General features: G+C 71.1%; 28 protein-coding genes and 4 tRNA genes. 8 read left to right on the forward strand and 24 right to left on the reverse strand.

Features of this window, described 5'->3' with window-relative positions; translation table 11 throughout:
* Positions 1-442: 442 nt before the first annotated feature.
* From rplL to ABD973_RS12860, 8 genes are all read right to left on the reverse strand, one after another.
* Positions 443-826: a 50S ribosomal protein L7/L12 gene (gene rplL / locus ABD973_RS12825; protein WP_345500137.1), complete on the reverse strand. Its 384-nt coding sequence runs from the start codon at positions 824-826 to the stop codon at positions 443-445.
* Between the two features lie 111 nt (positions 827-937).
* Positions 938-1,468 (reverse strand): 50S ribosomal protein L10, encoded by a 531-nt coding sequence (gene rplJ, locus ABD973_RS12830; RefSeq protein ID WP_030653597.1) that lies wholly within the window; start codon positions 1,466-1,468, stop codon positions 938-940.
* 302 nt (positions 1,469-1,770) lie between these two features.
* Positions 1,771-2,682: an SCO4651 family lipoprotein gene (locus ABD973_RS12835; protein WP_241253342.1), complete on the reverse strand. Its 912-nt coding sequence runs from the start codon at positions 2,680-2,682 to the stop codon at positions 1,771-1,773.
* Positions 2,683-2,854: 172 nt separating this feature from the next.
* Positions 2,855-3,583 (reverse strand): 50S ribosomal protein L1, encoded by a 729-nt coding sequence (gene rplA / locus ABD973_RS12840; protein ID WP_007265886.1) that lies wholly within the window; start codon positions 3,581-3,583, stop codon positions 2,855-2,857.
* Positions 3,584-3,669: 86 nt separating this feature from the next.
* The gene (gene rplK, locus ABD973_RS12845) at positions 3,670-4,104 is read right to left on the reverse strand and encodes a 50S ribosomal protein L11 (protein WP_125597062.1); all 435 of its coding nucleotides are present in this window, start codon (positions 4,102-4,104) and stop codon (positions 3,670-3,672) included.
* Between the two features lie 169 nt (positions 4,105-4,273).
* Positions 4,274-5,191: a transcription termination/antitermination protein NusG gene (gene nusG / locus ABD973_RS12850; RefSeq protein WP_125822114.1), complete on the reverse strand. Its 918-nt coding sequence runs from the start codon at positions 5,189-5,191 to the stop codon at positions 4,274-4,276.
* A gap of 84 nt (positions 5,192-5,275) precedes the next feature.
* The gene (secE, locus tag ABD973_RS12855; protein WP_042801552.1) at positions 5,276-5,557 is read right to left on the reverse strand and encodes a preprotein translocase subunit SecE; all 282 of its coding nucleotides are present in this window, start codon (positions 5,555-5,557) and stop codon (positions 5,276-5,278) included.
* Positions 5,558-5,662: 105 nt separating this feature from the next.
* Positions 5,663-5,735 (reverse strand) — tRNA-Trp (locus ABD973_RS12860).
* A 195-nt stretch (positions 5,736-5,930) separates the two neighbouring features.
* Here ABD973_RS12860 and ABD973_RS12865 point away from each other — a divergent pair.
* A complete protein-coding gene (locus tag ABD973_RS12865) occupies positions 5,931-7,157 on the forward strand; it encodes a pyridoxal phosphate-dependent aminotransferase (protein WP_125822113.1) in 1,227 nt (408 codons plus the stop codon).
* A 153-nt stretch (positions 7,158-7,310) separates the two neighbouring features.
* The gene (locus ABD973_RS12870; RefSeq protein WP_125597072.1) at positions 7,311-8,330 is read left to right on the forward strand and encodes an adenosine deaminase; all 1,020 of its coding nucleotides are present in this window, start codon (positions 7,311-7,313) and stop codon (positions 8,328-8,330) included.
* Here ABD973_RS12870 and ABD973_RS12875 read toward each other — a convergent pair.
* The 10 genes from ABD973_RS12875 to ABD973_RS12920 form a co-directional block, all read right to left on the reverse strand.
* Positions 8,284-8,736, reverse strand: coding sequence for a hypothetical protein (locus tag ABD973_RS12875; protein ID WP_164720934.1), 453 nt, complete (start codon positions 8,734-8,736; stop codon positions 8,284-8,286). The two genes, ABD973_RS12870 and ABD973_RS12875, sit on opposite strands and share 47 nt — an antisense overlap.
* Position 8,737: 1 nt before the next feature.
* On the reverse strand, positions 8,738-9,838 hold the full coding sequence (locus tag ABD973_RS12880) for a UDP-N-acetylmuramate dehydrogenase (RefSeq protein WP_277607506.1): 1,101 nt from the start codon (positions 9,836-9,838) through the stop codon (positions 8,738-8,740).
* A complete protein-coding gene (locus ABD973_RS12885) occupies positions 9,839-10,237 on the reverse strand; it encodes a DUF3291 domain-containing protein (protein WP_125822111.1) in 399 nt (132 codons plus the stop codon).
* 117 nt (positions 10,238-10,354) lie between these two features.
* On the reverse strand, positions 10,355-11,827 hold the full coding sequence (locus ABD973_RS12890; protein WP_125822110.1) for a DHA2 family efflux MFS transporter permease subunit: 1,473 nt from the start codon (positions 11,825-11,827) through the stop codon (positions 10,355-10,357).
* Positions 11,828-11,909: 82 nt separating this feature from the next.
* Positions 11,910-12,464 carry a TetR/AcrR family transcriptional regulator gene (locus ABD973_RS12895; protein ID WP_345500138.1) on the reverse strand — a complete coding sequence of 185 codons (555 nt, stop codon included), beginning with the start codon at positions 12,462-12,464 and terminating at the stop codon, positions 11,910-11,912.
* Between the two features lie 1,438 nt (positions 12,465-13,902).
* Positions 13,903-14,331 (reverse strand): MaoC family dehydratase, encoded by a 429-nt coding sequence (locus ABD973_RS12900; protein ID WP_125822109.1) that lies wholly within the window; start codon positions 14,329-14,331, stop codon positions 13,903-13,905.
* Position 14,332: 1 nt separating this feature from the next.
* The gene (locus tag ABD973_RS12905) at positions 14,333-14,785 is read right to left on the reverse strand and encodes a MaoC family dehydratase N-terminal domain-containing protein (RefSeq protein ID WP_007265874.1); all 453 of its coding nucleotides are present in this window, start codon (positions 14,783-14,785) and stop codon (positions 14,333-14,335) included.
* 220 nt (positions 14,786-15,005) lie between these two features.
* On the reverse strand, positions 15,006-15,170 hold the full coding sequence (gene rpmG / locus ABD973_RS12910; protein ID WP_007265873.1) for a 50S ribosomal protein L33: 165 nt from the start codon (positions 15,168-15,170) through the stop codon (positions 15,006-15,008).
* A gap of 86 nt (positions 15,171-15,256) precedes the next feature.
* A tRNA-Met gene (locus tag ABD973_RS12915) sits at positions 15,257-15,329 on the reverse strand.
* Between the two features lie 48 nt (positions 15,330-15,377).
* Positions 15,378-15,450 (reverse strand) — tRNA-Thr (locus ABD973_RS12920).
* Between the two features lie 294 nt (positions 15,451-15,744).
* Between ABD973_RS12920 and ABD973_RS12925 the strand changes: the two genes are divergently transcribed.
* Together ABD973_RS12925 and ABD973_RS12930 are read left to right on the forward strand one after the other, a co-directional pair.
* On the forward strand, positions 15,745-17,010 hold the full coding sequence (locus ABD973_RS12925) for an amidohydrolase family protein (RefSeq protein ID WP_206436549.1): 1,266 nt from the start codon (positions 15,745-15,747) through the stop codon (positions 17,008-17,010).
* Between the two features lie 54 nt (positions 17,011-17,064).
* The gene (locus ABD973_RS12930) at positions 17,065-17,721 is read left to right on the forward strand and encodes an SDR family oxidoreductase (protein ID WP_125598618.1); all 657 of its coding nucleotides are present in this window, start codon (positions 17,065-17,067) and stop codon (positions 17,719-17,721) included.
* Positions 17,722-17,776: 55 nt separating this feature from the next.
* On the opposite strand, the gene ABD973_RS12935 is transcribed toward ABD973_RS12930, so the two are convergent.
* Positions 17,777-18,217 carry a DUF3574 domain-containing protein gene (locus tag ABD973_RS12935; RefSeq protein ID WP_125822108.1) on the reverse strand — a complete coding sequence of 147 codons (441 nt, stop codon included), beginning with the start codon at positions 18,215-18,217 and terminating at the stop codon, positions 17,777-17,779.
* A gap of 106 nt (positions 18,218-18,323) precedes the next feature.
* Between ABD973_RS12935 and ABD973_RS12940 the strand changes: the two genes are divergently transcribed.
* Positions 18,324-18,833: a hypothetical protein gene (locus ABD973_RS12940; protein WP_125822107.1), complete on the forward strand. Its 510-nt coding sequence runs from the start codon at positions 18,324-18,326 to the stop codon at positions 18,831-18,833.
* A 101-nt stretch (positions 18,834-18,934) separates the two neighbouring features.
* On the opposite strand, the gene ABD973_RS12945 is transcribed toward ABD973_RS12940, so the two are convergent.
* Positions 18,935-19,016 (reverse strand) — tRNA-Tyr (locus ABD973_RS12945).
* A gap of 204 nt (positions 19,017-19,220) precedes the next feature.
* On the opposite strand from ABD973_RS12945, the gene ABD973_RS12950 reads away from it, so the two are divergent.
* The 3 genes from ABD973_RS12950 (at position 19,221) to ABD973_RS12960 (ending at position 22,737) form a co-directional block, all read left to right on the forward strand.
* Positions 19,221-19,709, forward strand: a complete 489-nt coding sequence (locus tag ABD973_RS12950; protein ID WP_007265868.1) for a YajQ family cyclic di-GMP-binding protein — start codon at positions 19,221-19,223, stop codon at positions 19,707-19,709.
* Positions 19,710-19,964: 255 nt separating this feature from the next.
* Positions 19,965-21,392, forward strand: coding sequence for a SulP family inorganic anion transporter (locus tag ABD973_RS12955; RefSeq protein WP_125822106.1), 1,428 nt, complete (start codon positions 19,965-19,967; stop codon positions 21,390-21,392).
* 100 nt (positions 21,393-21,492) lie between these two features.
* A complete protein-coding gene (locus ABD973_RS12960; protein WP_125822105.1) occupies positions 21,493-22,737 on the forward strand; it encodes an APC family permease in 1,245 nt (414 codons plus the stop codon).
* Here ABD973_RS12960 and ABD973_RS12965 read toward each other — a convergent pair.
* From ABD973_RS12965 to htpX, 4 genes are read right to left on the reverse strand one after another with little or no spacing between them, the layout of a single operon-like run.
* The gene (locus ABD973_RS12965) at positions 22,715-23,242 is read right to left on the reverse strand and encodes an SMI1/KNR4 family protein (protein ID WP_164720933.1); all 528 of its coding nucleotides are present in this window, start codon (positions 23,240-23,242) and stop codon (positions 22,715-22,717) included. The genes ABD973_RS12960 and ABD973_RS12965 overlap by 23 nt on opposite strands.
* Before the next feature lie 50 nt (positions 23,243-23,292).
* Entirely contained in the window at positions 23,293-24,378 is a 1,086-nt protein-coding gene (locus ABD973_RS12970; protein WP_345500139.1) for a barstar family protein, read from the reverse strand.
* Complete coding sequence (locus ABD973_RS12975) at positions 24,375-24,767, reverse strand: YccF domain-containing protein (RefSeq protein WP_125598601.1); 393 nt, start codon at positions 24,765-24,767, stop codon at positions 24,375-24,377. Before ABD973_RS12975 ends, ABD973_RS12970 begins: the two co-directional genes overlap by 4 nt.
* Positions 24,764-25,627 carry a zinc metalloprotease HtpX gene (gene htpX / locus ABD973_RS12980; RefSeq protein WP_125598598.1) on the reverse strand — a complete coding sequence of 288 codons (864 nt, stop codon included), beginning with the start codon at positions 25,625-25,627 and terminating at the stop codon, positions 24,764-24,766. Before htpX ends, ABD973_RS12975 begins: the two co-directional genes overlap by 4 nt.
* Positions 25,628-25,784 lie beyond the last annotated feature (157 nt).

A 25,784-nucleotide genomic window follows, 5' to 3' on the forward strand; every position in this document is an offset into this window, starting at 1 on the left:
GCCCCTGGCGACGGGCAGGGGGCAGCTAACAGGCAGCGCAAAGGGTCAGTGTAGCCACTTGGCTCACTGATGTCCAGACCAGGTTTCCGGAAACCGGCAACAGGCCCTTCCCTGCCGTTGTTCAACCAACACGCTGCGGCTCTCGAACACAGAGCGCGTATCAGTACTGCCCTCTTCGTAGTCGATCCATGCCTCGATCCATACCTCGGATCCCGGATCGAACCGGCCGACCTCACGACGGGACTGAGAATTGCGCGCCGCTGGCCGTTCGTCAAGGCCCCGTGCTCCGAGCGGATCATCTCCGGACCCTGCTTCGGGACAACGAAGATCACCCTACTCCCCAACGAGAGGAGGGCAAGTCAGGCACTGCGGGTACGCCAAAGGGCGACCACCCTTACGGGTGATCGCCCTTCGCAGAGGCCGTCAGGCGGCCTCAGAGGTGTTACTTGACCTCGACGCCCGCACCGGCGGCCTTGAGGGCCTCGGCGGCCTTGTCAGCGGCCTCCTTGTTGACCTTCTCGAGGACCGGCTTCGGGGTGCCGTCGACGAGGTCCTTGGCCTCCTTCAGACCCAGGGAGGTCAGCTCGCGCACGACCTTGATGACCTGGATCTTCTTGTCGCCGGCACCGGTGAGGATGACGTCGAACTCGTCCTTCTCCTCCTCGGCCTCGGCAACCGGGCCACCGGCGGCGGGGCCGGCAACGGCGACGGCCGCGGCGGCGGTGACGTCGAACTTCTCCTCGAAGGCCTTCACGAACTCGGAGAGCTCGATGAGGGTCATCTCCTCGAACTGGGCGAGGAGGTCGTCCTGAGAGAGCTTCGCCATGATGGGCGATCCTTCCACTAATTCGGCAGGTGCCGATGTGTCTATAGAGGCGGGCGTAACGGCCCGCTACGACCCACGCACTAGGCGGCGTGGATCAATGCGCGAGCCGAATTACTCGGCACCGCCCTGCTCGGCGAGCTTGACGCGAAGCGCTTCCGCGGTGCGGACGAACTTCGACGGCAGCGCCTGGAAGAGCGAGGCAGCCTGGGACTGCTTGCCCTTGAACGCGCCGGCCAGCTTGCTGAGCAGAACCTCGCGGGACTCGAGGTCCGCAAGCTTCTTGATGTCATCGGCGGAGAGCGCCTTACCATCAAGGACACCCGCCTTGATGATCAGGTTGGGGTTGTCCTTGGCGAAGTCACGCAGGCTCTTCGCCGACTCCACCGGGTCACCGGTGATGAAGGCGACCGCGGTCGGACCAGCGAAGTGCTCGTCCAGCGCGGTGATCCCGGCCTGGTTGGCCGCAATCTTGGTCAGCGTGTTCTTCACCACGGCGTACTGGGCGTTCTCACCAAGGGAGCGACGCAGCGTCTTGAGCTGCGCGACGGTGAGACCCCGGTACTCGGTCAGCACGGCGGCGTTCGAGCTCTGGAACGCGTCCTTGAGCTCGGCTACCGATGCAGCCTTGTTGGGCGTCGGCATGGTGCGTTCGCCTCCTTCCGGGTGATGAGGACCGCTCAGAAGGGGCTGAAAAACGAAACGCCCCGGCGCAGGCGCCAGGGCACGGCTCAACCGGAACGAAATTCCGGGAACCTTCCACAGTCACCTGCGCGGGTCGTCCGCACTCAGCGGATCCTTCGGCCACCGCACCCTTCCAGGCACGGCAACGACCAGCGGTCTTTGGCTTCTCGGGAAGAGTACGCGAACCATCCGTTGCAGAGCAAATCCGCCCGTACGGCGGATCCGCTCCCCGCATCTTGCCTGGTCAGCCCCGGCCGGCCCGGTCAGCCCTGGTCGGTGCCGGAGCCCGCGCGGGAGCGCTTCATCATCTCGGCGAGGTCGACGACCTGGTCGGCCGGCGGGGCCGTGATCTCGACGGGCTTGTTGTAGTCCAGGAACTTGATCGTCGTGTCCATCGGGCCCTTGGTGCCCTCACCGCGGGTGCGGACCTGCTTGGTGCGGCCGGACTCGTCGATCCACATGTCGACGCCGAGGGACTTGATCCCCTCGCCCTCCAGCTGCTTGAGGCTCTTCTCCCGGCGCTCCCGGGCCTCCGGAGTGGCGGTCGTCGCGATGCCCGCGCGCATCTCCTCGGTCGTGATGGTCCCCGAGACGTGCGTGGTCTTCACGCCGTCGACGTCCTCCTCGCCGACCGTCCTGAGGTCCTTGGCCCCCATCAGCTGGTCGGCCCGGTCCCCCGGGTGCTCGCCGGAGCTGCTCGCGCCGCCCTGGGCGCTCTCCATCTTCTTGGCCGTCGCCGGGTCGAGGGCCTTCATGTCGAACTTGAGCCACGTCCCCTCGGAGCCCAGGTACATGACCCCGTCGATCACGCGGATCTCGACGGTGCCGGACTCGGCGCCCTGCGCGGTGGCCTTCATCGACATCGCCACGGACGGCTTGAGCCGCATGGAGGCGTCGGAGGAGACCTGCCGGCCCGAGGCCGTCCCGGTCAGGGTGTAGCGGACGGAGGTGATCTCCTCCGACGCCTTCTTGGTCTTCTGGAGGAACGCGGCCGGTGTGGCGTCCGCGGCGCCCCCGGCCGCCTTGGAGGCGGCCGGAGAGGCCGGCGCGGACGCCGTGGGCGCCGCCGTGGCGCCGTCGGCCTTCTTCCCGTCCTCGCAGGCCGTCGTGGCCGCGCCCACGAGCAGTACGGCGGCCAGCGCCGCGCCTGCGGTCTTCTTGCGGTACGTGAACATGGAGTCCCCACCCCTGATGTGATCGTCGAACCGTCCGACCATATGGCAGATACACGCAAAAGTCGTACGGGTTACCGGCCGGGAGAGGGCACGGGGACCGGGGAACGCGGACGGGCCCCCCGCTCCCGAGGGAGCGAGGGGCCCGTTCAGCCACTCAGGCGAGCCGTGGGGCTCAGACAGCAGCCGGGTCTTCCTCGACGAGGAGGTTCCGGGTGCGGTTGGAGTCCAGCTGGATGCCGGGGCCCATCGTGGTGCTCAGGGCGGCCTTCTTGATGTAGCGGCCCTTGGCGGCGGACGGCTTCAGACGGATGATCTCGTCCAGGGCCGCCGCGTAGTTCTCGACCAGCTGCTCGTCGGTGAAGGAGACCTTGCCGACGATGAAGTGCAGGTTCGAGTGCTTGTCGACGCGGAACTCGATCTTGCCACCCTTGATCTCGGTGACAGCCTTGGCCACGTCCATGGTGACGGTGCCGGTCTTCGGGTTCGGCATGAGACCACGCGGACCGAGCACGCGGCCGAGGCGGCCGACCTTGCCCATGAGGTCCGGGGTCGCCACGACGGCGTCGAACTCGTTGAGGCGGTTGCCCTTGGCGATCTCGTTGATCAGCTCGTCGTCGCCGACGATGTCGGCGCCGGCGGCTTCCGCGGCCGCAGCACGGTCACCGGTCGCGAAGACCAGGACCCGGGCGGTCTTACCGGTGCCGTGCGGGAGGTTCACGGTGCCGCGGACCATCTGGTCGGCCTTGCGCGGGTCGACACCCAGGCGGAAGGCAACCTCGACGGTGGCGTCGAACTTGGTGGTGGAGGTCTCCTTGGCGAGACGGACGGCCTCGAGCGGGGCGTACAGCTTCTCCCGGTCGACCTTGGCGTCCGCAGCGCGGAGAGTCTTGCTGCGCTTCACTTCTGCTCCTGTGTAAGTGCTTCAGGCATGGAGTCGTGGTACGGACCAGCGCTTGGCCCTACCACTGGGGAACTGCGGGGGCTGGATCAGCCCTCGATCGTGATACCCATCGAACGGGCGGTGCCGGCGATGATCTTCTCGGCGGCGTCGATGTCGTTCGCGTTGAGGTCGGGCATCTTGATCGTGGCGATCTCGCGGACCTGGTCACGCGTGAGCTTCGCGACCTTGGTCTTGTGCGGCTCGCCAGAGCCCTTCTCGATGCCGGCGCTCTTCAGGATGAGGCGCGCGGCCGGCGGCGTCTTGGTGATGAAGGTGAAGGAGCGGTCCTCGTAGACCGTGATCTCCACCGGCACGACCATGCCACGCTGCGACTCGGTCGCGGCGTTGTAGGCCTTGCAGAACTCCATGATGTTGACGCCGTGCTGACCGAGCGCGGGGCCGACCGGCGGAGCCGGGTTGGCCGCACCGGCCTTGATCTGGAGCTTGATAAGCCCCGTGACCTTCTTCTTCTTGGGAGGCATTGCTCTTCTCTCCGGGTCCTAGTGAGAGTTTTCAGCCGTCCGTCCGGTCATCCGGATGGAGGCATACCGCACCACGATAACGGGTATGGGTGCGGGGCTAAAAACCGAGCAGGTCAGACCGCCCTTTACGGGCTGGTCTGACCTGTTTCGGAAGCTTTGAATCCGAAGATCAGTTCTTCTGGATCTGGTCGAAGCTCAGCTCGACCGGGGTCTCGCGGCCGAAGATCTCGACGAGGCCCTTGACCTTCTTCGAGTCCGGGTTGATCTCGTTGATCGTCGCCTGGAGCGTGGCGAACGGGCCGTCGGTGACGGTGACCGAGTCGCCGACCTCGAAGTCCAGGACCTCGATGGTGCGCTTGACGGCGGGCGCGGGCAGGCCGGCCTCTTCCGCGGCCTGCTTGGCGGCCTTCTCCTGCGCCTCGGGGGCGAGCATCTTGACGATCTCGTCGAGGGTCAGCGGGTACGGGTCGTACGCGTTGCCGACGAAGCCCGTGACGCCCGGGGTGTTGCGGACGACGCCCCAGGACTCGTTCGTCAGATCCATGCGGACGAGAACGTAACCGGGCAGCTTGTTCTGCCGGACGTTCTTGCGCTCGCCGTTCTTGATCTGGACGATCTCTTCCTCGGGCACCTCGGCCTGGTAGATGAACTCCTCGACGTTCAGCGAGACGGCGCGCTGCTCCAGGTTGGCCTTCACGCGCTTCTCGTAGCCCGCGTAGGTGTGGATCACGTACCACTCGCCGGGCAGCAGGCGCAGCTCGTCGCGCAGGGCCTGGATGGGGTCGACGGGCTCGGCGGGCTCGGCCGGGGCGGCCTCCTCGGCGGCCTCGTCCTCGGTCTCGACGTCGGCGTCGTCCTCGGCCTCGATGTCGCCCTCGTCCTCGGCGTCCTCGTCGGCGTCCTCGTCAGCCTCGGCGTCGACCTCGTCCTCGACGTGGAGCGCGGCTTCCTCGGCGGCGATGCCGGCCTCGGCGTCGGCGAGCTCGACCTCGTCGGGGTCCACGGCGTCTGCAGCCTCGACGATGTCGAGCTGGTCCTCGACGGACTCGACGGAGTCGTGGCTCGCGTTCAGGTTCGGGTCAGACACGGTGGCTGCTTCTTCCTGGATACAAAAGGTGGTGGAACATGCGAAAAAAGGCGGCACCCATCAAGGCGCCGCCCTCCGCGGGGATCAGCCGAAGACGAACTTGATGGCTTCCTGGAACCCATAGTCAATCACGGTCACCAGACCGATCATGATGACGACGAAGACAATCACCACGGTGGTGTACGTCGAGAGCTGGTTACGGGTGGGCCATACGACCTTGCGGAGCTCCGCGACGATCTGGCGGTAGAACAGCGCGAGCCGGCCCAGGGGGCCCTTCTTTCCGCGCTTGCCGCCCTTGCGGGCCTTCTTCTCGCGAGTGTCGCTGTCGGCGTCAGGCATGTCGATGGAGCCCAGGGCGTCCGTCACGTCTCTCACCTGAATCCGGGTCGTGGCCGTAGCCGCGCCCGGTTGCGCCGCACGGCGTTGCATCGAAGTACGTACCTGCGCACACGTCCGAGAAGGAGTGTGAAGCAGGGCCGGAGGGACTCGAACCCCCAACCGCTGGTTTTGGAGACCAGTGCTCTACCAATTGAGCTACGACCCTTTGTTGCGTTCCCCAACCTACCGCATCCGAGCGGGTGCACGGAGTGCTCACGCTCTGGGGCGGCTGTTGAGGACCAACGACAGGTGAGTGTACGTGGTCCGGGCCCTGACGTCGAACAGAAGACATCCGGATCTGCTCCGTCCGGTAACTGAAACGTTGTGCGGGGCTTCTCGGCCGTCTGGGACGATTGGCCCCATGACCTCTGCAACGCCTTCCTCCGAGCGCCGGGTGTCTGCCCGCATCGGCGCCATCTCCGAGTCCGCCACCCTCGCCGTCGACGCCAAGGCCAAGGCCCTCAAGGCCGCCGGGCGCCCGGTGATCGGCTTCGGCGCGGGCGAGCCCGACTTCCCGACGCCGGACTACATCGTCGAGGCGGCGGTCGAGGCCTGCCGCGACCCCAGGTTCCACCGCTACACGCCCGCCGGCGGCCTGCCCGAGCTGAAGAAGGCCATCGCCGCCAAGACGCTGCGCGACTCCGGCTACGAGATCGACGCCTCCCAGGTCCTGGTGACCAACGGCGGCAAGCAGGCCATCTACGAGGCCTTCGCCGCGATCCTCGACCCGGGCGACGAGGTCATCGTCCCCGCCCCCTACTGGACCACCTACCCGGAGTCGATCCGCCTCGCCGGCGGCGTCCCGGTCGAGGTCGTCGCCGACGAGACCACCGGCTACCGCGTCTCCGTCGAGCAGCTGGAGGCCGCGCGCACCGAGCGCACCAAGGTCGTCCTGTTCGTCTCCCCCTCCAACCCGACCGGCGCGGTCTACAGCGAGGACGACGCGAAGGCGATCGGCGAGTGGGCCGCCGAGCACGGCCTGTGGGTCCTGACGGACGAGATCTACGAGCACCTCGTCTACGGCGACGCGAAGTTCACCTCGCTGCCCGTCCTGGTCCCGGCCCTGCGCGACAAGTGCATCATCGTCAACGGCGTCGCCAAGACGTACGCCATGACGGGCTGGCGCGTGGGCTGGGTCATCGCCCCGCAGGACGTCATCAAGGCCGCGACCAACCTCCAGTCGCACGCCACCTCCAACGTCTCCAACGTGGCCCAGGTCGCCGCGCTGGCCGCCGTCTCGGGCAACCTGGACGCCGTCGCCGAGATGCGCAAGGCCTTCGACCGCCGCCGCCAGACCATGGTGAGGATGCTCAACGAGATCGACGGCGTCTTCTGCCCGACCCCCGAGGGCGCGTTCTACGCGTACCCGTCGGTCAAGGAGCTGCTCGGCAAGGAGATCCGCGGCAAGCGCCCGCAGACCTCCGTCGAGCTGGCCGCGCTGATCCTGGACGAGGCCGAGGTCGCGGTCGTCCCGGGCGAGGCCTTCGGCACCCCGGGCTACCTGCGCCTGTCCTACGCCCTGGGCGACGAGGACCTGGTCGAGGGCGTCTCCCGCGTCCAGAAGCTCCTGGCGGAGGCCAAGGCGTAGGCCTGCGGCGGTTCCCGCGTACGGAGCGGCGTCACCCGGCGGGTGGCGCCGCTCCGGCGTTCGCGGCCGGGCCGGCGTCGGATTCACGTTCGGGCAACGTCCCGTTCAGGTAATCCGCTGCCAATCGGGTGACCGATGCGGCAGGATCACCAGATGGAGCACGTACGCGATCTCACGCTTCTGCCGAAGGCCCACCTCCACCTGCACTTCACGGGCTCGATGCGCCCGTCGACCCTGCTGGAGCTCGCCGACAAGTACGGCGTCCGCCTCCCCGACGCCCTGACCGGCGGGGAGCCGCCCAAGCTGCGCGCCACGGACGAGCGCGGCTGGTTCCGCTTCCAGCGGCTGTACGACGCCGCCCGCAACTGCCTGCGCGAGCCCGAGGACATCCAGCGGCTGGTCCGCGAGGCGGCCGAGGAGGACGTCCGGGACGGCAGCGGCTGGCTGGAGATCCAGGTCGACCCCACCTCCTACGCACCCCTCCTCGGCGGGATGATCCCGGCCGTCGAGGTCATCCTCGACGCCGTCGACAGCGCCTCCCGCGAGACCGGACTCGGCATGCGGGTCCTGATCGCCGCGAACCGTATGAAGCACCCCCTCGACGCCCGCACCCTGGCCCGCCTCGCCGTCCGCTACGCCGACCGCGGCATCGTCGGTTTCGGGCTCTCCAACGACGAGCGCCGCGGCATGGCACGCGACTTCGACCGCGCCTTCGCCATCGCCCGCGAGGGCGGCCTGCTGGCGGCCCCGCACGGCGGCGAGCTGACCGGCCCCTCCTCCGTCCGCGACTGCCTCGACGACCTGCACGCCGCCCGCATCGGGCACGGCGTACGGGCCGCCGAGGACCCCCGGCTGCTGAAGCGGCTCGCCGACCGGCAGATCACCTGCGAGGTCTGCCCGGCCTCCAACGTCGCCCTCGGCGTGTACGAGCGGCCTGAGGACGTGCCGCTGCGGACCCTCTTCGAGGCCGGGGTGCCGATGGCGCTGGGCGCGGACGATCCGCTGCTCTTCGGGTCACGGCTCGCGGCCCAGTACGAGATCGCGCGCCGCCACCATGCCTTCACGGACGCGGAGCTCGCCGAGCTGGCCCGTCAGTCGGTACGGGGGTCGGCCGCGCCGGATGAGGTCAAGGCGAAGCTCCTGGACGGGATCGAGCACTGGTTGGCCGGGTGAGCCGCAGGTCGCCCTCGTGGCAGTCGGCCCGGACCCGGTGACCGCCGGGGAAGCCGATCTCCAGGTGGGTGCGCCCCTGCTCGGGCAGCGCGAACTCGGCGACCGATTCGACGGTCTGGCCGAGGTGGTCCAGGAAGGGGTGCTCGCCGAGGTCCTCGCCGACCTCGATCCGGCCCCACTCCCCCAGGTCGTACGGCTCGTGCGGCTCGGCGCGCTCGACGATGAGGCACTGGTCGGACCCGGTGGTGATGCGCGTGCACTCGCCGACGCTGTCGATCAGCCAGACGTCGAGCGGTGCCTCGGAGCGCTCGCCTTCGCAGATGTGCCAGGACGCGACGACCCGGCGGATCTCGCGCCCCACCAGCCGTGTGGGGTCCGTACCGGCCCCGTGCAGGGGGCAGTGCATGTCAGAGGTCGACGCCGACCGTCACGGGCTCGTTGACGAGGGTGACGCCGAAGGCAGCGTGGACTCCCGCGACGACCTCCCGGGCGAGGGTCAGCAGGTCCTCGGTGGTGGCCGCGCCCCGGTTGGTGAGGGCGAGGGTGTGCTTGGTGGAGATGCGGGCGGGGCCGGTGCCGTAGCCCTTGGTGAAGCCGGCCTTGTCGATCAGCCAGGCCGCGCTGGTCTTCGTACGGCCCTCGCCGGCCGGGTAGGCGGGCGGGGCGGTCTCGACGCCGAGGCGGTCCTGGACGCGGACCAGGAAGGCGGCGTAGGCCTCGTCGGTCAGGATCGGGTTGTGGAAGAAGGAGCCGGCGGACCAGGTGTCGTGGTCGGCGGGGTCCAGGACCATGCCCTTGCCGGCGCGCAGGCGCAGTACGGTCTCGCGGGCGAGGGCGGCCGGGACGCGGTCGCCGGCCTCGACGCCGAGGGCGCGGGCCGTCTCGGGGTACTTGATGGGGGCGGAGAGGCCGCCCGCGTCCTCCAGGGCGAAGCGGACGCGCAGGACGACGTAGCGGTCGGGCTGGTCCTTGAAGGTGCTGTTGCGGTACCGGAAGGCGCACTCGGCGGCGGTCAGGGTGACCGTCTCGCCGGTGGTGCGGTCGTAGGCGACGACCTCGGTGATGGTGTCGCGGACTTCCTGGCCGTACGCGCCCACGTTCTGGATCGGGGTGGCGCCGGCCGAGCCCGGGATCCCGGCGAGGCACTCGATGCCGGCGAGCCCGGCCTCGACGGTGCGGGCGACGGCGTCGGACCAGTTCTCGCCGGCGGCGAGCTCCAGGGTGGTGCCGTCGAGGCTGAAGCCGGTGGTGGCGATGCGCAGGGCGGTTCCGGCGAAGCCCTGGTCCGCGATGACCAGGTTGCTGCCGCCGCCGATGACCAGGAGCGGGGTACCGCTCTCGTCCGCGGCGCGCACGGTTTCGACCACTTCGGCGTCGGTGGTCGCGGTGACCAGCCGGGCCGCGGGGCCGCCGAGGCGGAAGGTGGTCAGCGGGGCGAGGGGGGCGTCGTGGAGTTCCTGCACGTGGACAAGAGTACGGTCCGTCCCCCTCGCATCCCGGCGGGGCACTCAGTAGCCCTGCTTCCGCTCCGCCAGCCGGCGCTCGGCCTCGTCCCAGGTGAGGGGGAGTTCGCAGGCCGGGACGGTCCAGAAGGTGAAGGCGGATTCCTTCATGTGGGCGCTTGCGGCGCGGGAGCTGGAGCGGTGCGGCTCGCTGCGGGCGAAGCGGTAGAGCGCGTCCCGGTCCTCCCAGGCGGAGAGGGTGAGGAAGGTCCGGCCCAGGACGCGGGCCCGCAGGGCCGCGCCGTGGGCGCCGGGGGCCTTGCGGATCTGGCGGATGATGCCGGGCGCCTTGAGGAAGAACCGGACGGCGCCGAGGAGCGTGGCGGTCTCGAAGCGGGAGGCCATGACGTAGACCTCGGCGCCGGGGGCGGCCTGGGTGGGCGTGAGCCAGGGGATGTCGGGCATGACGGGGTCTCCTTCGCACGCGGCGTCAGGGGGGCTCATCTTCTCTGCGGGTAGTACGTGTGCGGGCCGGGCACGTACGGGTGGGGCGTGTGCGGGTGGTGCATGCGCGCTCCTGGATCAGCCGACGCGGACCGGCGTGGGGGCGGCGGCGGCCGGAGCCTGCGCCGGTGCCTCATCCGCCGGGGCCTGCGCCGTGGGTGCGGCGATCTCGGCCTTGCGCGGGAGCAGCAGAGCGAGGGCGGAGGCCACGGCCAGGACGGCCGCGCCGATCCACAGGGCGGGGACGGTGCCGTCGGTGAAGGCCTGCGGGGTCTCGTAGCCGCCCTGGGCGGAGAAGACGGAGGCCAGGACCGCGACGCCGAGGGCGCCGCCGACCTCGCGCAGGGCGTTGTTGGCGCCGGAGGCCTTGCCCTGGTCGGCGGTGGACACCGTGGACATCAGCAGGTTGCCGGCGGGGGCGAAGAACAGGGACATGCCGATCCCGCTCAGGACGAGCGCCGGAAGCTGGGCGGCGTACGAGAGGTCCGTGCTCAGGATCATGGCGAACCAGCCGAGGCCGATGGCCTGGAGCGCCAGACCGGCGACGACGACGGGGCGGCCGCCGATCCGGTCGGACAGCACCCCGCCGATCGGGGCGACGATGACGGCCATCCCGGTCCAGGGGAGCATGCGCAGGCCGGCCTCGGCGGGCGAGTAGCCGACGACGCCCTGGAGGAACTGGCTGAGCAGGAAGATCGAGCCGAACATGCCCAGGTACATCATCAGGCTGGCGATGTTGATCCCGAAGAAGCCCCGGTCACGGAAGAGCCGCATGGGCAGCATGGCGTTGGCGCTGCGGAAGCCGTGGCCCACGAAGCCCGCGATGAGGACGCCGCCGGCGATGAGGGAGGTCAGGACGGTGGCGTTGGTCCAACCGTGGATGTTGGCGTTGACCAGGCCGTAGACGATGCCGAAGAGGCCGCCGCTGATCAGGAGGGTGCCGGGGAGATCGAGGCGGGAGTTCGGGGCGGTGGACTCGGCGAGGCGCAGGCGGGAGAGCGGGATCACGGCGAGGCCGATGGGCACGTTCAGCCAGAAGATCCACTGCCAGGAGATGTGCTCGGTGATGCTGCCTCCGACGAGGGGCCCGGTGGCGACGGCCAGTCCGCTCACGGCTCCGTAGATCCCCAGGGCCACGCCCCGCCGGGCGGCGGGAACGGCGGCGGTGAGCAGGGTGAGGCTGAGCGGCATCATGATCGCCGCGCCCACGCCCTGCACGGCCCGGGCGGCGATGAGCTGGTCGATCCCGGACGACATGGCGCCGGCGGCGGACGCGCCGGTGAAGACGGCGAGCCCGGCGATGAAGAGCCGGCGCCGGCCGAAGCGGTCGCCGAGGGCGGAGCCGAACATCAGCAGGACGGCGAAGGTGAGCGTGTAGGCGTTCACCGTCCACTCCAGGTCCTCCAGCCCGCCGCCGAGGTCGGCGCGGATGGCGGGGAGGGCGGTGGTGACGACGAGGTTGTCGAGGGCGGCCATGAAGCTGGCGGCGCCCGTGAGGACTAGGGCCCAGATCGCGGGCCTGCTGAGCTTCGTCTCGGCTGGCTGGTTCACGGGTTCCCCCCTGGGGGTTGTTAGTTATTGCTGACTAACTTTGGCGGGCAAAAAAAGACGGCGGAGCCGTCCGGGGCGGGGGTCAGCACTCGGGACTCGCCGAGGGGAACCCCTCCCAGATGCGATGACTGGGCGGGAAGCCCATCGCGGTGAGGGTGTTGATGAGCATTCCGTAGGCCATGAAGGTGGTCGTCTCGTTGGCGTCCCCGCCGAGCGGGGCCATGACGGTGCCCCAGAGTTCCAGCCAGCCGGCACGCACCAGCTCGCCGAACTCCGAGTCGCCGGCCGCTTCGGCGGACGCGACGGTGACGTACATCTGGAGCTGCATCTGGACGACCTGCGGGTCGTCGGCGATGTGCTTGCTGTAGGCGGCGGACATGGCGTGGAGGGCGTCCTCGCCCCCGAGCCCGTCGGCGGCCTGCGCGAACACCTCGCGGGTCCGCTCCATACAGCGGGCCGCCGCCGCGAGGAAGATGGCCTGCTTGCTGGGGAACAGCCGGAAGAGGTACGGCTGCGAAACCCCGACCCGCTTGGCGATCGCCTCGGTGGAGGTCCCGTAGTAGCCGCCGCAGGCGAACTCCACGATCGCCGCGCGAATGACGCTCTCGCGCCGCTCGTCCGCACTCATCCTTGCCATGGCAGTAAGTTAGTACTCAATCACTAACCAAGTCAAGGGGGGGTGCGGCGGGGTGCGGGGGGGGGCCGGGGGCGGAGTCGTGGCGGGGCGGTCTCAGAGCTGGTTGGGGGCTTCCCGTCAGTCCCATCGTCCTTCCGGCTCGGGCCGGTCCCTCAAGGGCGCTCCTTCGTCGCGTCGCTACGCGATGGCCTTCGGCCACCCTTGACCGACCGACCCGAACCGGAAAGCCGAAAGACTGCCGGGAAACCCCCAAAGAAACGGCACGGTTCAGAGGGAGGGGCGGGCCCGTCAGGGACCAGGCGAGGGGCCGGGCGCCGGCCCGCCCGACATCCGCCCCCCACGTCCGTGATCCCGGGCCAGGGGCGCGACTACCCGCGCGAGAAGACGACCAGAGCAGCCCAGGGAGCCGACAGGCGCGTCAGATCGCTACGCGCTCCCCATTTCCCAGCGTCCGACGACCGCCTTGGGCTGATACCCGCACCAGAGGACGAACGGGGCAGCCCAGGCAGTGCACCGGGCGCGACAGATCGCTACGCGCTCCTCCCGGCTTGGCGTCCGGCGGCCGTCTGGGGCCGGGATGGGGCAGAAAAGGGCGGACGAAGTCCTTCGAGGGGCGAATTTCCCGCCCCCCAGGGCCTCTGGCGGCTTGCCGGAGTCTGCGGATGTCTCTTTCGCCCGCAGACTCCGACAGAGAGCCATCCACCCCCACAACAGGCCCCCATAAAGGGGCAAAAGGGGTGATGAGGTCTTCTGTATGGCCTATGACCGGCCCAAGACAGCCGACAGCCGGCGGCCGTCGGCCGCCGGCCGCCGAGATCAGAGAAGCGCGTAGCGATCTGCCGCGCCCATGACCCTGCCAGGGCCGATCTGCTCGTCCTCTTGTGCGGGTATGCGGGTATCAGCCCAAGGCGGGCGTCGGACGCCAAGCAGGGAGGAGCGCGTAGCGATCTGCTGCGCCTGGACGCTCCCCTGGCCGCCCTGTTCGTCCTCTGGTGCAGGTATCAGCCCAGGACGGTCGTCGGACGCCATGCCGGGAGGAGCGCGTAGCGATCTGACGCGCCCGTCGGACCCCTGGGCTGCTCTGGTCGTCTTCTCGTGCGGGCTGTCGCGCCCCTGGCCCGGAATCTGGACTCTTGAGGCCCCGGATGTCGAGCGGGCCTGCCCCCGGCCCCTCGCCTCGGCACTGAGGGACCCGCTCCCCCAAGGATCATCCGTCCCGTTTCTTTGGGGGTTTCCCGGCAGTCTTTCGGCTTTCCGGTTCGGGACGGCCTGTCAAGGGTCGCCGAAGGCGATCACGAAGTGACGCGACGAAGGAGCGCCCTTGACAGGCCGGCCCGAACCGGAAGGACGATGGGACTGACGGGAAGCCCCCAACCCGCTCAGAGACCGCCCGAGGGGGTACCGCTCCCCTGCCACCGCCCCGGCACCCCCGCCCCCCTCAAGCCAGCCGCACCACCGCGCGGGACATGCCCAGGACCTTCTGGCCGGCGCTGAGTGCCGTCAGGTCGACCCGTACGCGGTTGTCCTCCAGCTTGGCGGCGACCTTCGCGGTGACCTCGATCAGCGCGCCCTGGTCGTCGTTCGGGACCACGACCGGCTTGGTGAAGCGGACGCCGTACTCGACGACCGCGCCCGGGTCGCCCGCCCAGTCGGTCACGACGCGGATCGCCTCGGCCATGGTGAACATGCCGTGGGCGATCACGTCCGGCAGTCCGACCTCCTTGGCGAACTTCTCGTTCCAGTGGATCGGGTTGAAGTCACCCGAGGCACCGGCGTAGCGGACGAGCGTGGCGCGGGTCACGGGGAAGGACGCCGCCGGGAGCTCGGTGCCGACCTCGACGTCGGCGTAGTGGATCTGCGCGGTCATCTCAGGCCTCCTCGGGGGCGCGGGACACGAGCTTGGTCCACGCCGTCACCACGTGCTCGCCGGACTCGTCGTGGACTTCGCCGCGGATGTCGATGATGTCGTTGCCGGCGAGCGACTTCACGGCCTCGATGGTGGAGGTCACGGTGAGCCGGTCACCCGCCCGCACGGGGCGGACGTACGCGAACTTCTGGTCGCCGTGCACGACGCGGCTGTAGTCCAGGCCCAGCTGCGGGTCCTCGATGACCTGGCCGGCGGCCGCGAAGGTGATGGCGAACACGAAGGTCGGCGGGGCGATCACGTCCTGGTGGCCAAACGCCTTGGCGGCTTCGGGGTCGGTGTAGACGGGATTCTCGTCACCCACCGCGACCGCGAATTCGCGGATCTTCTCCCGGCCGACCTCGTACGGCTCGGTGGGCGGGTAGGTCCGCCCCACGAAGGTCTGATCGAGGGCCATGGCTCACTGCCTCCTGTTGCTGTTTCAGGGACACGCTTGGACACGTTGCACGGACAGGGTGAAGGGGCGCGCTCGCAGGCGGCACGAATCGATTCTCCGGCCGCGCGCGGGGTGGCGTACCGCACACCTGATCAAGATCTGGTGCGGAAACGACACGAGGCCGCCCCCATTGAAGGGGACGACCTCATGACGGTGCCTATATTGGAGACTTCGCCAGTGACTAGCGGGTCTCGCGGTGCGCGGTGTGCGAGTTGCAGCGCGGGCAGTGCTTCTTCATCTCCATGCGGTCCGGGTTGTTACGCCGGTTCTTCTTGGTGATGTAGTTCCGCTCCTTGCACTCCACGCAGGCCAGCGTGATCTTCGGGCGGACGTCGGTGGCAGCCACGTGAGTGCTCCTTGACGGATTGGGACGGATGAACGCATAAAAGAGTAGCCGATCGGGAGACCGACCCCGCAATCGGCTACTGGGTGTAGCGGCGACCGGACTTGAACCGGTGACACAGCGATTATGAGCCGCTTGCTCTACCGACTGAGCTACGCCGCTTTGATGAGATCCGTTCCCCACCCGAGGGTGGGGAACCTCTCTCACCAGAGCCCCAATGCGGAATCGAACCGCAGACCTTCTCCTTACCATGGAGACGCTCTACCGACTGAGCTATTGGGGCGAGCGAGGAAGACATTACACGGTTGCCAGCCGATCGCCCAAATCCTTTGGGGCGCCTGGGCTCCGAAGCGCCCGCCCGGCCATTCCACGGGGCTTCCGGGCCTCCCCGGGCCCGGAAAACGGCCCGTTTGTGCCCGGGGTCACACTCCGGCCCTCCCCGGCCACACCGGTACGACTATTGCGCTCCTCCGCGAACCCGGGACCCCCGCGCCCTAGGCTCGGAGCACGCTGCGTGATCTTGGGCCGCCGGCTGCGGCCACGGCACAGGAACCGCCCGAGCCACCGCAGGAGCGCGATGTCCGACAGCCAGCCGCAGCAGCCCTCCCCGTCCCCGCGCAACCCCGTCGGCGGACCCGCCGCCGAGGCCACGGGGCTCCTGCTCACCGGGGCCCGGCTCACCGACGGCCGGACCGTCGACGTCCGGCTCAGCGGCGGCCGCATCCAGGCCGTGGGCACCGCGGGCAGCCTGCCCGCCCCCGCCCTGTCGCGCGTCGACCTGCGCGGCTACCTGCTCCTGCCCGCCCCCGCCGAGCCGCACGCCCACGGGGACACCGCGCTGACCGCAGACGGCGAGGGGCCGGTCTCGTACGCCCCCGACGAGGTGCAGCGCCGCGCCACCGAGGCGGCCCTGCTCCAGCTCGGCCACGGCGCCACCGCGGTGCGCTCCCACGTCCGGATCGGCGACGTGCACGGGCTGGGGCCCATGGAGGCCGTCCTCCAGGCCCGCCGCTCCCTGCGCGGGCTGGCGGACCTGACGGCGGTGGCGGTGCCCCGGCTGCTGACCGGGGTGGCGGGCGCGGACGGGCTCGCCATGCTGCGCGACGCCGTGAAGATGGGCGCCTCGGTGATCGGCGGCTGTCCGGACCTCGACCCCGACCCGACGGGCTTCCTGGAGGCGGTCCTGGAGCTGGCCGCGGAGCACGGCTGCCCGGTGGACCTGCACACCGACGGTGACGACCCGGGCCGGCTGGCCCGGCTGGCGGCCATGGCCGGGGGGCTGCGGCCCGGGGTGACCGTCGGCCCGTGCGGCGGTCTGTCCCGGCTCCCGCTGGACTCGGCCACCCGCGCGGCCGACCGGCTCGCCGCCGCCGGCGTACGCGTCACCTGCCTGCCGCAGGGCGACTGCGCGGCCCTGGAGCGCCGCGGGCTGCGCACGGCCCCCGTCCGCCTGCTGCGCTCGGCCGGGGTCCGTGTGGCCGCCGGCAGCGGGGCGCTGCGGGACGCCGGGAACCCGGTGGGCCGGGGTGATCCGCTGGAAGCGGCGTACCTGCTGGCCTCGCAGGGCGGCCTGCGCGCGGCCGAGGCCTACGAGGCGGTCAGTGCCGCCGCGAGGGAGGCGATGGGGCTGCCGGAGGTGCGGGTGGAGGCCGGCTTCCCGGCGGAGCTGCTGGCCGTGCGCGGCGACCGGATCGCGGGGGTGCTGTCGCTGGCGTACAGCCGCATCGTGATCCACCGGGGGCGGGTGGTAGCCCGTACGAGTGCCGTGCGGGAGTACTGCGACTCGGCGGTGGCGGTGGCCCTGGACCTGCCTCGGCAGGGCCGTACGGAGCCGGGACCGTAGTGCGTCGCGGGGCGTTCGCGGGCGGGGGCGGCCGGGCCGTCGTACGGTCGGGGCATGCGCATCGTCATCGCGGGTGGACACGGTCGGATCGCGCTGCGGCTGGAGCGTCTGCTCGCCGCGCGCGGGTACGAGGTCGCGGGCATCATCCGTGATCCGGAGCAGGGCGGCGACCTGCGGGAGGCCGGTGCCGAACCGGTGCTGTGCGACCTGGAGTCGGCTTCGGTCGAGCACGTCGCGGGGATCCTGCAGGGCGCGGACGTGGCGGTGTTCGCCGCCGGTGCCGGTCCCGGCAGCGGTGCGGCGCGCAAGGAGACCGTGGACCGGGACGCGGCGGTGCTGTTCGCCGACGCCGCCGAACGGGCTCGGGTGCGCCGCTTCCTGATGGTCTCCACGAGGGGTGCCGACCCGCGGCACGGGGGCGAGGAGGTCTTCGACGTGTACCTGCGGGCGAAGGGGGACGCGGACGCCCATCTGCGGACCCGGCTGGGCCTGGAGTGGACGGTGCTGCGGCCGGGTCAGCTGACGGACGAGCCCGGTACGGGGCTGGTGCGGCTGGAGGCGGACACGGGCCGGGGGCTCGTGCCGCGCGACGACGTGGCGGCGGTGCTGGCGGAGCTGGTCGAGACTCCGGCGACGGCGGGGCTGACGCTGGAGCTCGTCTCGGGCTCGGCCCCGGTCTCGGTGGCCGTGAAGGACGTGGCGGGCAACTGACGCGGGGTACGGCGGGCGGGTTGCGGGGCGCGGGACGCGGCGGGCCGAGCGGCAGTCAGAAACCGGCCTGCACCTCGCCGTCGACGCGGCGGACGGCGTGCCGGCGGAACTGCTTCTCGTACTGCCGGCGGATCCGTTCGACGCGGGTGCCGCGCTCGTCGGCCTCGGTACGGGGGTAGAGCAGCACGACCTCGTAGCCGGGCTCGCGGACGACGGCGCCGTCGTCGCCGAGCCTCTGGCCGTACGCGTCGCGCAGGGTGAGACCTTCGGGGAAGGCGGGGGTGACCTCGCGGTCGAGGAACCGGGTGAACTCCCCTTTGGCGACGGGTTCCCGGCCGTCGGGGCGCTGTGCGGCGAAGTACAGGCGGGTCTCCCGGTAGGGCTCGCCCGTGTCGCCGTGGAGGGCGGCTCCGACGAGGGCGGGGATGCCGGCGCCGAGCAGGGTGAGGAGTACGCCGCCTCCGGCTTTGCCGCGTTTGTCCGAAGTCCATGTCATGCCCCGTGAAACGACCGGCCGACCGCTTCGGTGCGCGGCGGGGGGCCGATAGGGTCACCCCGAAATCGGCCGCAGGGGGCGGCCGTACGGGGTTCCGGGGTGCGGCATGGGCGACGGCGAGTGGCGCGTCAGCGCGGCGGAGGGCGGCCGGCTCGCGGCGCGGTGGTGGCGGTGGGCCCTGTCCGCGCCGGACGAGGAGAGTCCGGTGGGGGACACGACGGGCGCGTACGCCGGGTGGCGTCAGCCCCGGGACGTGTGGTTCCTGGCGGGGACCTACGGTGGCCGGGTGGTGCGCCGGTGCAGCATCCCGTCGGGGCGGCCGCTGTTCTTCCCGGTGCTGAACACCGAGCGGGCGGCGGTGCCGTTCCTGACCCGGCCGTGGCGGCTGGAGGTGGCCCGGGCCTCGGCGGCCCTGAACAGCTCTCCGCTGGAGTTGCGCGAGTTCTCCTCGAAGCCCTTCCCGCTTCGGGGGCTGCCGCACGTGGCCTGGGGGTTGTGGTGCGCCCTCGAACCCCTCCCGCCGGGCCAGTTCGTCCTGGAAGTGGAGGCGGCGGCGGCGAACGGCTTCTGGATCGACACGACCTACCACCTGACGGTCACCCCGCCCGGCCCCTGAGCGCCCCGGTCCGGCGCGGCCGGGTACGGGGTGCGGGTCGTGGTATGCGAAGAAACCCCCGTCCACTGCGTTTCCGCAGATGAACGGGGGTTCCACTCGCGTGGCGGCGCCAGGATTCGAACCTGGGTAGGCTAAGCCGACGGATTTACAGTCCGCTCCCATTGGCCACTCGGGCACACCGCCATGGGATGTCGCCCGGGTTCCTCCGCCTTTCGGCGTCGCTCCCTGGCAACGACGTAAACGATACCCGATGCTCGGGGGTGGTTCGCCACCGGATTGATCAGCGCCCCACGTGGGCGTGGTGGCTAGGCTTTGCGGAGCGGTCCGGGGATGTCCGGCCGCGGCCCTCCGGGGCCCATCACAGCCGACTTCAAGGAGCCACAGCACATGGCCGACTCCAGTTTCGACATCGTCTCGAAGGTCGAGCGGCAGGAGGTCGACAACGCCCTCAACCAGGCCGCCAAGGAACTCTCGCAGCGCTACGACTTCAAGGGAACCGGCGCCACCATCGCCTGGTCCGGCGACAAGATCCTCATGGAGGCGGTCTCCGAGGAGCGCGTCAAGGCCGTCCTCGACGTGTTCGAGACCAAGCTGGTCAAGCGCGGGATCTCGCTGAAGGCGCTGGACGCCGGCGAGCCGCAGCTGTCCGGCAAGGAGTACAAGATCTTCGCGTCGATCGAGGAGGGCATCTCCCAGGAGAACGCCAAGAAGGTCGCGAAGATCATCCGGGACGAGGGCCCCAAGGGCGTCAAGGCCCAGGTCCAGGGCGAGGAGCTGCGCGTCAGCTCCAAGAGCCGTGACGACCTCCAGGCCGTCCAGGCCCTCCTCAAGGGCAAGGAACTGGACTTCGCGATCCAGTTCGTGAACTACCGCTGAACCACCGCTGAGGCGCACGAGCGTCACTGAGGGACCCGTGGGGCACAACGGGGGCGGATCGCCGGAGCACCGGCGGCCGCCCGCGTTGTGCCCTTCGTCATGCGCGCCACGGATGCCCGGCGGGGAGCGCAAGGTGTGTGCGGGGCGTGAGCGGCGCGTGCTCCTGCCCGGCCTCCCGGTGGTGACTGGGCGGGGGCCGATGCGCCCACCACGCTGGGTGACACATCCATCAGCGCGTGACGAGGGGGTTCCCGCATGCCCGGGGCCGGCAATTTCCGAGCGGACTTCGGCGCGTCCGTCGTCGTCGCGCTGGTGGCGCTTCCGCTCTGTGTCGGGGTGGCCGTCGCCTCGGGCGTACCGGCCGAGCTGGGGATCGTCACCGGGGTGGTCGGCGGGCTGGTCACCGGCTGGTTCCGGGGCAGCGCCCTCCAGGTCAGCGGTCCCGCGGCCGGGCTGACCGTGCTGGTCTACGAGGCCGTGCGGGGTTACGGCCTGGCCGCCCTCGGGGTGCTGGTCCTGGCCGCCGGGGTGCTCCAGCTGGGCATGGGGGTGCTGCGGCTGGGGCGGTGGTTCCGGGCGATCTCGGTCGCCGTGGTGCACGGGATGCTGGCGGGGATCGGGCTCGTGCTGATCGCCGGGCAGCTCTACGCCGTGGGCGGGGTGGAGGCTCCCGGCCAGACCCTGGCCAAGGTGGCCACGGTGCACGAGCTGGGGGCGCGGGCCGACTGGGCCGCCGTGGCGCTGGGTGCGGGGACGATCGCCGTCCTGGTGCTCTGGCGCCGGGTGCCGGCCCGGGCGCGGCTGGTGCCGGGCGCGCTGGTCGCGGTGGCGGCGGCCACCGTCGTGGCCGCGGTGCTGCGGCTGCCCGTCGAGCGGGTCCGGGTGACGGGGGTGCTGGACGCGGTGGCGCCGCCGGGATGGTCGGGCTTCGGGGTGCTGGGGTCGGTCGGAGCGGTCGGGACGGTGGTCGCGCTCGCGCTGATCGCCTCCGCCGAGACCCTCTTCAGCGCCGCAGCCGTGGACCGGATGCACGACGGTCCGCGCACCGACTACGACCGGGAGCTGGTGGCGCAGGGCATCGGGAACGCCGCGTGCGGGCTGCTCGGGGCACTGCCGATGACCGCCGTGATCGTGCGCAGCTCGGCGAACGTGGAGGCCGGGGCCCGTACCCGGGCGGCGCGGATCATGCACGGCGGCTGGCTGCTGCTGTTCGCGGTGGCGTTTCCGCAGCTGCTGGAGGTGGTCCCGCTGGCGGCGCTCGCCGGGGTGCTGCTGCACGCGGGCTGGAAGCTGCTGCCGGCCCGGGCGGTGGCGACGCTGTGGCGCAGCCACCGGGGCGAGGCGGTGGTCCTGTTGGTGACGGCCGTCTCGATCGTGGCCACCAGCCTCTTCGAGGGGGTGCTGATCGGGCTGGGCCTGGCGGTGGCCAAGGCGGCCTGGGAGACCTCGCACGTGCACATCGAGGAGGCGTGGGAGGGCGACGCGCTGTGCGTCCGGATCGTGGGGAACGCCAGTTTCCTGCGGTTGCCGAAGCTGCTGGACGCGTTGGAGGCGCTGCCGCACGGGCCGTCGGTGCGGCTGGACCTGAGCGGGCTGCGGCACCTGGACCACGCCTGCCTGACCGCCCTGGAGGGGTGGGAGCGGGCGCGCATGCCGCTTCCCGGCCGGGAGGGCGTCAGCTAGGGCGGCCCCGGACCGCCATCCGGACCGCCGCCCGGGCCGTCATGCGGCCGCCATCCGGACCGCCATCCGGGCCGCCGTCCGGCCCGGGTAGCCTCCGCCCGTGAGCAACGAGCTGAAGCGCAGCCTGGGGGTTTCCGACGCCGTCGTGGTCGGGCTCGGCGCGATGGTCGGCGCGGGGATCTTCGCCGCCCTCGCCCCGGCGGCGCGGGCGGCGGGCGGCGGGCTGCTCGCGGCCCTCTCGGTGGCGGCCCTGGTGGCGTACTGCAACGCCTGGTCCTCGGCCCGGCTGGCCGCCCGCTATCCGGCCTCCGGCGGGACCTACGTCTACGGCCGCGAGCGGCTCGGCCCGTTCTGGGGGTACCTGGCCGGCTGGGGTTTCGTGGTCGGCAAGACGGCCTCCTGCGCGGCGATGGCGCTGACCGTCGGGGCGTACGTGTGGCCGGGGCGGCAGCACGCGGTGGCCGTCGCGGCGGTGGTGGCGCTGACCGCCGCGGGCTACGGCGGGGTGCAGAAGTCGGCCCGGATCGCCCGGCTGATCGTGGCGGCGGTACTGGCGGTGCTGGCCGGGGTCGTCGTGGCGTGCCTGACCTCCGGTGCGGCGGATCCGGGGGCGCTGACCGGCGGGGAGTGGGATGCGGCCGGGCTGTTGCAGGGGGCGGGGCTGCTGTTCTTCGCCTTCGCGGGCTACGCCCGGATCACAACCCTGGGCGAGGAGGTGCGTGATCCGGAGCGCACGATCCCGCGCGCGGTGCCGCTCGCGCTGGGGATCGCGCTGCTGGTGTACGCCGCCGTGACGGTGGCGGCCCTCTCGGTGCTCGGCAGTGACGGGCTGGCGGCGTCGGCCGCCCCGCTGGCCGACGCGGTGCGGGCGGCCGGGTGGCCCGGACTGTCCCCCGTGGTCCGGGCGGGCGCGGCGCTGGCGGCGCTGGGCTCTCTGCTGGCCCTCGTGCTCGGGGTGTCGCGCACGGTCCTGGCGATGGCCCGGGACGGCCATCTGCCGCGCGCGCTGGCGGCCGTACATCCCCGGCATCAGGTGCCGCACCACGCGGAGCTCGCGGTGGGTGCGGTCGTGGCGGTGCTCGCGGCCACCGCCGATCTGCGGGGCGCGATCGGGTTCTCCTCGTTCGGAGTGCTGGTCTACTACGCGATCGCGAACGCTTCCGCGTGGACGCTCGGTTCAGCTGTCAAGGACCGGGCCGTGGCAGCGGTGGGGCTGTCCGGCTGTGTGGTGCTGGCGTGTGCGCTGCCCCTCGCGTCGGCGGTGTCGGGGGCCGGGGTGCTGGCGGTGGGCGCGCTGGTCTACGCGGTGCGGCGGGGTGCGCTCAGGCCGCGCACCGGGAGCTGAACTCCGCCCAGGGGGACAGGTCCATCTCGTCCTCGTCCCATTCCTCTTCGTCGCGGAACCAGCCGGTTCCGTCGAGCCAGTCGCGCAGCCAGTCGGCCAGGCTCGGGGACTTGTGGTACCAAGCGAGTTCGCGATCCCCGGGGTTCGGCTCGAAGAGCAGGATCCGGGCGGTCTCGGAGCGGCAGTCCACGCAGGCGGACATGGCGCAGCCCAGGTCGGCTATCGGCAGGACGCCCTCTGGCCAGCCCCAGTCGGACGCGCGGCCGGCCTCGTACTCCGCTATGACCTGACGCAGGGGCAGCAGGCCGTATTCGGGGCCGAATCCGCCGTCGCCGACGCGCGTGTAGAGCGCGGCGAGGAGGGGCGGCAGGGCGAAGCCCAGGGCCCGTTCGGCCCGTTCGGTCTCGTCGTCCCGCAGGGGTGCGGGGAGGGGCTTGCCGCGCCCGCGCGCGGAGTCCCGTACCCGGTCGGTGACTTGCTTCAGCAACTGCTCGGTTTCGTTCATGTGTTCATGGTGACGCACCCCGCTGACAGCCGCCCGGGCCTGTGGACAACTCAGGCGAGGACGACCTCGACGCCCTCTTCTTCCAGGAAGGCGAGGAGGTCGTGGAAGGTGGCCGGGTGCCAGACGAGCGGCTGGAGGCCGAGGCTGCGGCGGGCCACCTCGTGGTCGTGCCAGACGAGCGTGAAGGGGCGCCTGGCTCCGAAGCCTCCGCACAGCGCGTCCGCGACGCCGTTCAGGCAGCGGCCGAAGTAGCCTCCCGGGCCGTTGACCGCCTCGCCGAGGGCGCAGAAGAAGCCCTCCGTGTCGGTGACGAACCGCCCGTCGAGGCGGTAGGTGCCTCCGGCGGGCCGGTCCGGGCCCTCCATGTGCGCCAGGGCCGGGTCCAGCCACAGCTCACGGCCGGTGCCGTCGAAGGGCGCCCACAGGTTGGGGACGGCCGGACGGCCTTCGCGCCACAGCGGCCAGATGTCGGCGACGACGGGCGGCTGCGGCTCCATGTGGACGGTCAGGTCGTACAGGCCCGGCCCACGTGCCGAGGGCTGCCAGTCGACGACGTGCGGGTGTCCGGCCCCTGCGAGGAGCCCGCCCGACGCGTCCAGCGCGTCCAGGTGCCGGTACCCGAGCGGCCGGCCCTGCCGGCCCTCCAGCACGTCCAGCAGCGGTCCCCGCACCTCGCAGCCGAGGAGGCGCACCACATGCGGTGGAGGCTCTTCAACGGCCGTCGCCTCGGCGAGCTCCTGGAAGTGGCCCAGGAGCCGGTCCTCATGGTCCGACAGGCTGAAGCCCACGGCGGCAGCAGAACCCGCCGGGTGGGGTGGCTGGTGATCGGAGCGGACGGCCTCGACGGTGACGTCCTGCCGCGATGCGCCGCGGGCGCGGGTGGTGAGCACGCGGGCGAGCTCCAGGTACCACTCACGTGTGGGTGCGCCGTCCTCGTGGAGCGGTTTCACCACGAGGAATCCGAGCGCGGCCGGCATCTCGTGCTCCGCGGTGAAGCCGCGCAGCTCGTACCGCCGCCGCACCGGCTCCGGCGGGTCGGCGAAGAGGTTCTCGGCGTCCTCGCACAGCGCCCAGAGCTGTTCGTCCTCGTGGTCGTCGTCCTCGCCCCACAGGGCGAAGCGGGTGCCGGCCGTCACCGGGAGGCGAAGGGGGCGTCCGTGGGGACGATCTCGCGGCCCAGGGGAAGGAGGGAAAGGGGGACCATCTTGAAGTTGGCGAGGCCGAAGGGGATGCCGATGATCGTGACGCAGAGGGCGAGGCCGGTGACGATGTGGCCGAGGGCCAGCCACCAGCCGGCCAGGAGCAGCCACAGGACGTTGCCGACGCAGGACGGTGCGCCCGCGTCGTGGCGTTCGACCGTGGTGTAGCCGAAGGGCCAGAGGGCGTAGACGGCTATGCGGAAGGCGGCTATCCCGAAGGGGATGCCGATGATGGTGATGCAGAGGATCAGGCCGGCGACGCAGTAGCCGAGGAAGAGCCAGATCCCGCTGAGCACGAGCCAAATGATGTTGAGGATGGTTTTCACCGGCTGTGTCCTGCCATCTGTTCGAGCCGGGCGATGCGCTCGGCCATCGGCGGGTGGGTCGAGAACATCCTGGAGAGCCCCTGGCCGGGCCGGAAGGGGTTGGCGATCATCATGTGGCTCGCCGTCTCCAGGCGGGGCTCGGGGGGCAGCGGGAGCTGCTTGGTGCCGGCGTCGAGCTTGCGCAGGGCGCCGGCCAGGGCGAGCGGGTCTCCGGTGAGCTGGGCGCCGGAGGCGTCGGCCTCGTATTCGCGCGAGCGGCTGATGGCGAGCTGGATCACGGACGCGGCCAGCGGGCCGAGGATCATGATCAGCAGCATGCCGAAGATGCCGGGTCCCTCGTCGTCGTCGGAGCGGCCCACGGGGATCAGCCAGGCGAAGTTCACCAGGAACATGATCACGGAGGCGAGGGCTCCGGCGACGGACGAGATGAGGATGTCGCGGTTGTAGACGTGGCTCAGCTCGTGCCCGATGACCCCGCGCAGTTCGCGCTCGTCGAGGATGCGCAGGATGCCCTCGGTGCAGCAGACGGCGGCGTTGCGCGGGTTGCGGCCCGTCGCGAAGGCGTTGGGCGCCTCGGTCGGGGAGATGTAGAGCCGGGGCATGGGCTGGCGCGCGGAAGTGGAGAGCTCGCGCACCATGCGGTAGAGCTCGGGGGCCTCGAACTCGCTCACGGGGCGGGCGCGCATCGCGCGTAGAGCCAGCTTGTCGCTGTTCCAGTACGCGTAGGCGTTCGTCCCCAGGGCGACGAGGACGGCGACTATCAGGCCGCCCCGTCCGAAGAAGCTTCCGATGACGATGATGAGTGCGGACATCCCGCCGAGGAGTACGGCGGTCTTCAGCCCGTTGTGCCGGCGGTGCACGGTACGCCCTCCAAGTGGTGCGGCAGGGGAGCCCCGTCGTGGATCTGAGGGTCTTCGGTCCAGTGGACCCTCCCTTCCTGGTCAACGCGAGGTGGCGGCGTCTGGTTCCCGGGGCACGGCGCGGCCGCCGCCCCGGTGGCACGGGCCGGGGGGCGGC

Origin of the sequence: Streptomyces racemochromogenes, from assembly GCF_039535215.1 — a bacterium.
Lineage (GTDB): Bacteria > Actinomycetota > Actinomycetes > Streptomycetales > Streptomycetaceae > Streptomyces > Streptomyces racemochromogenes.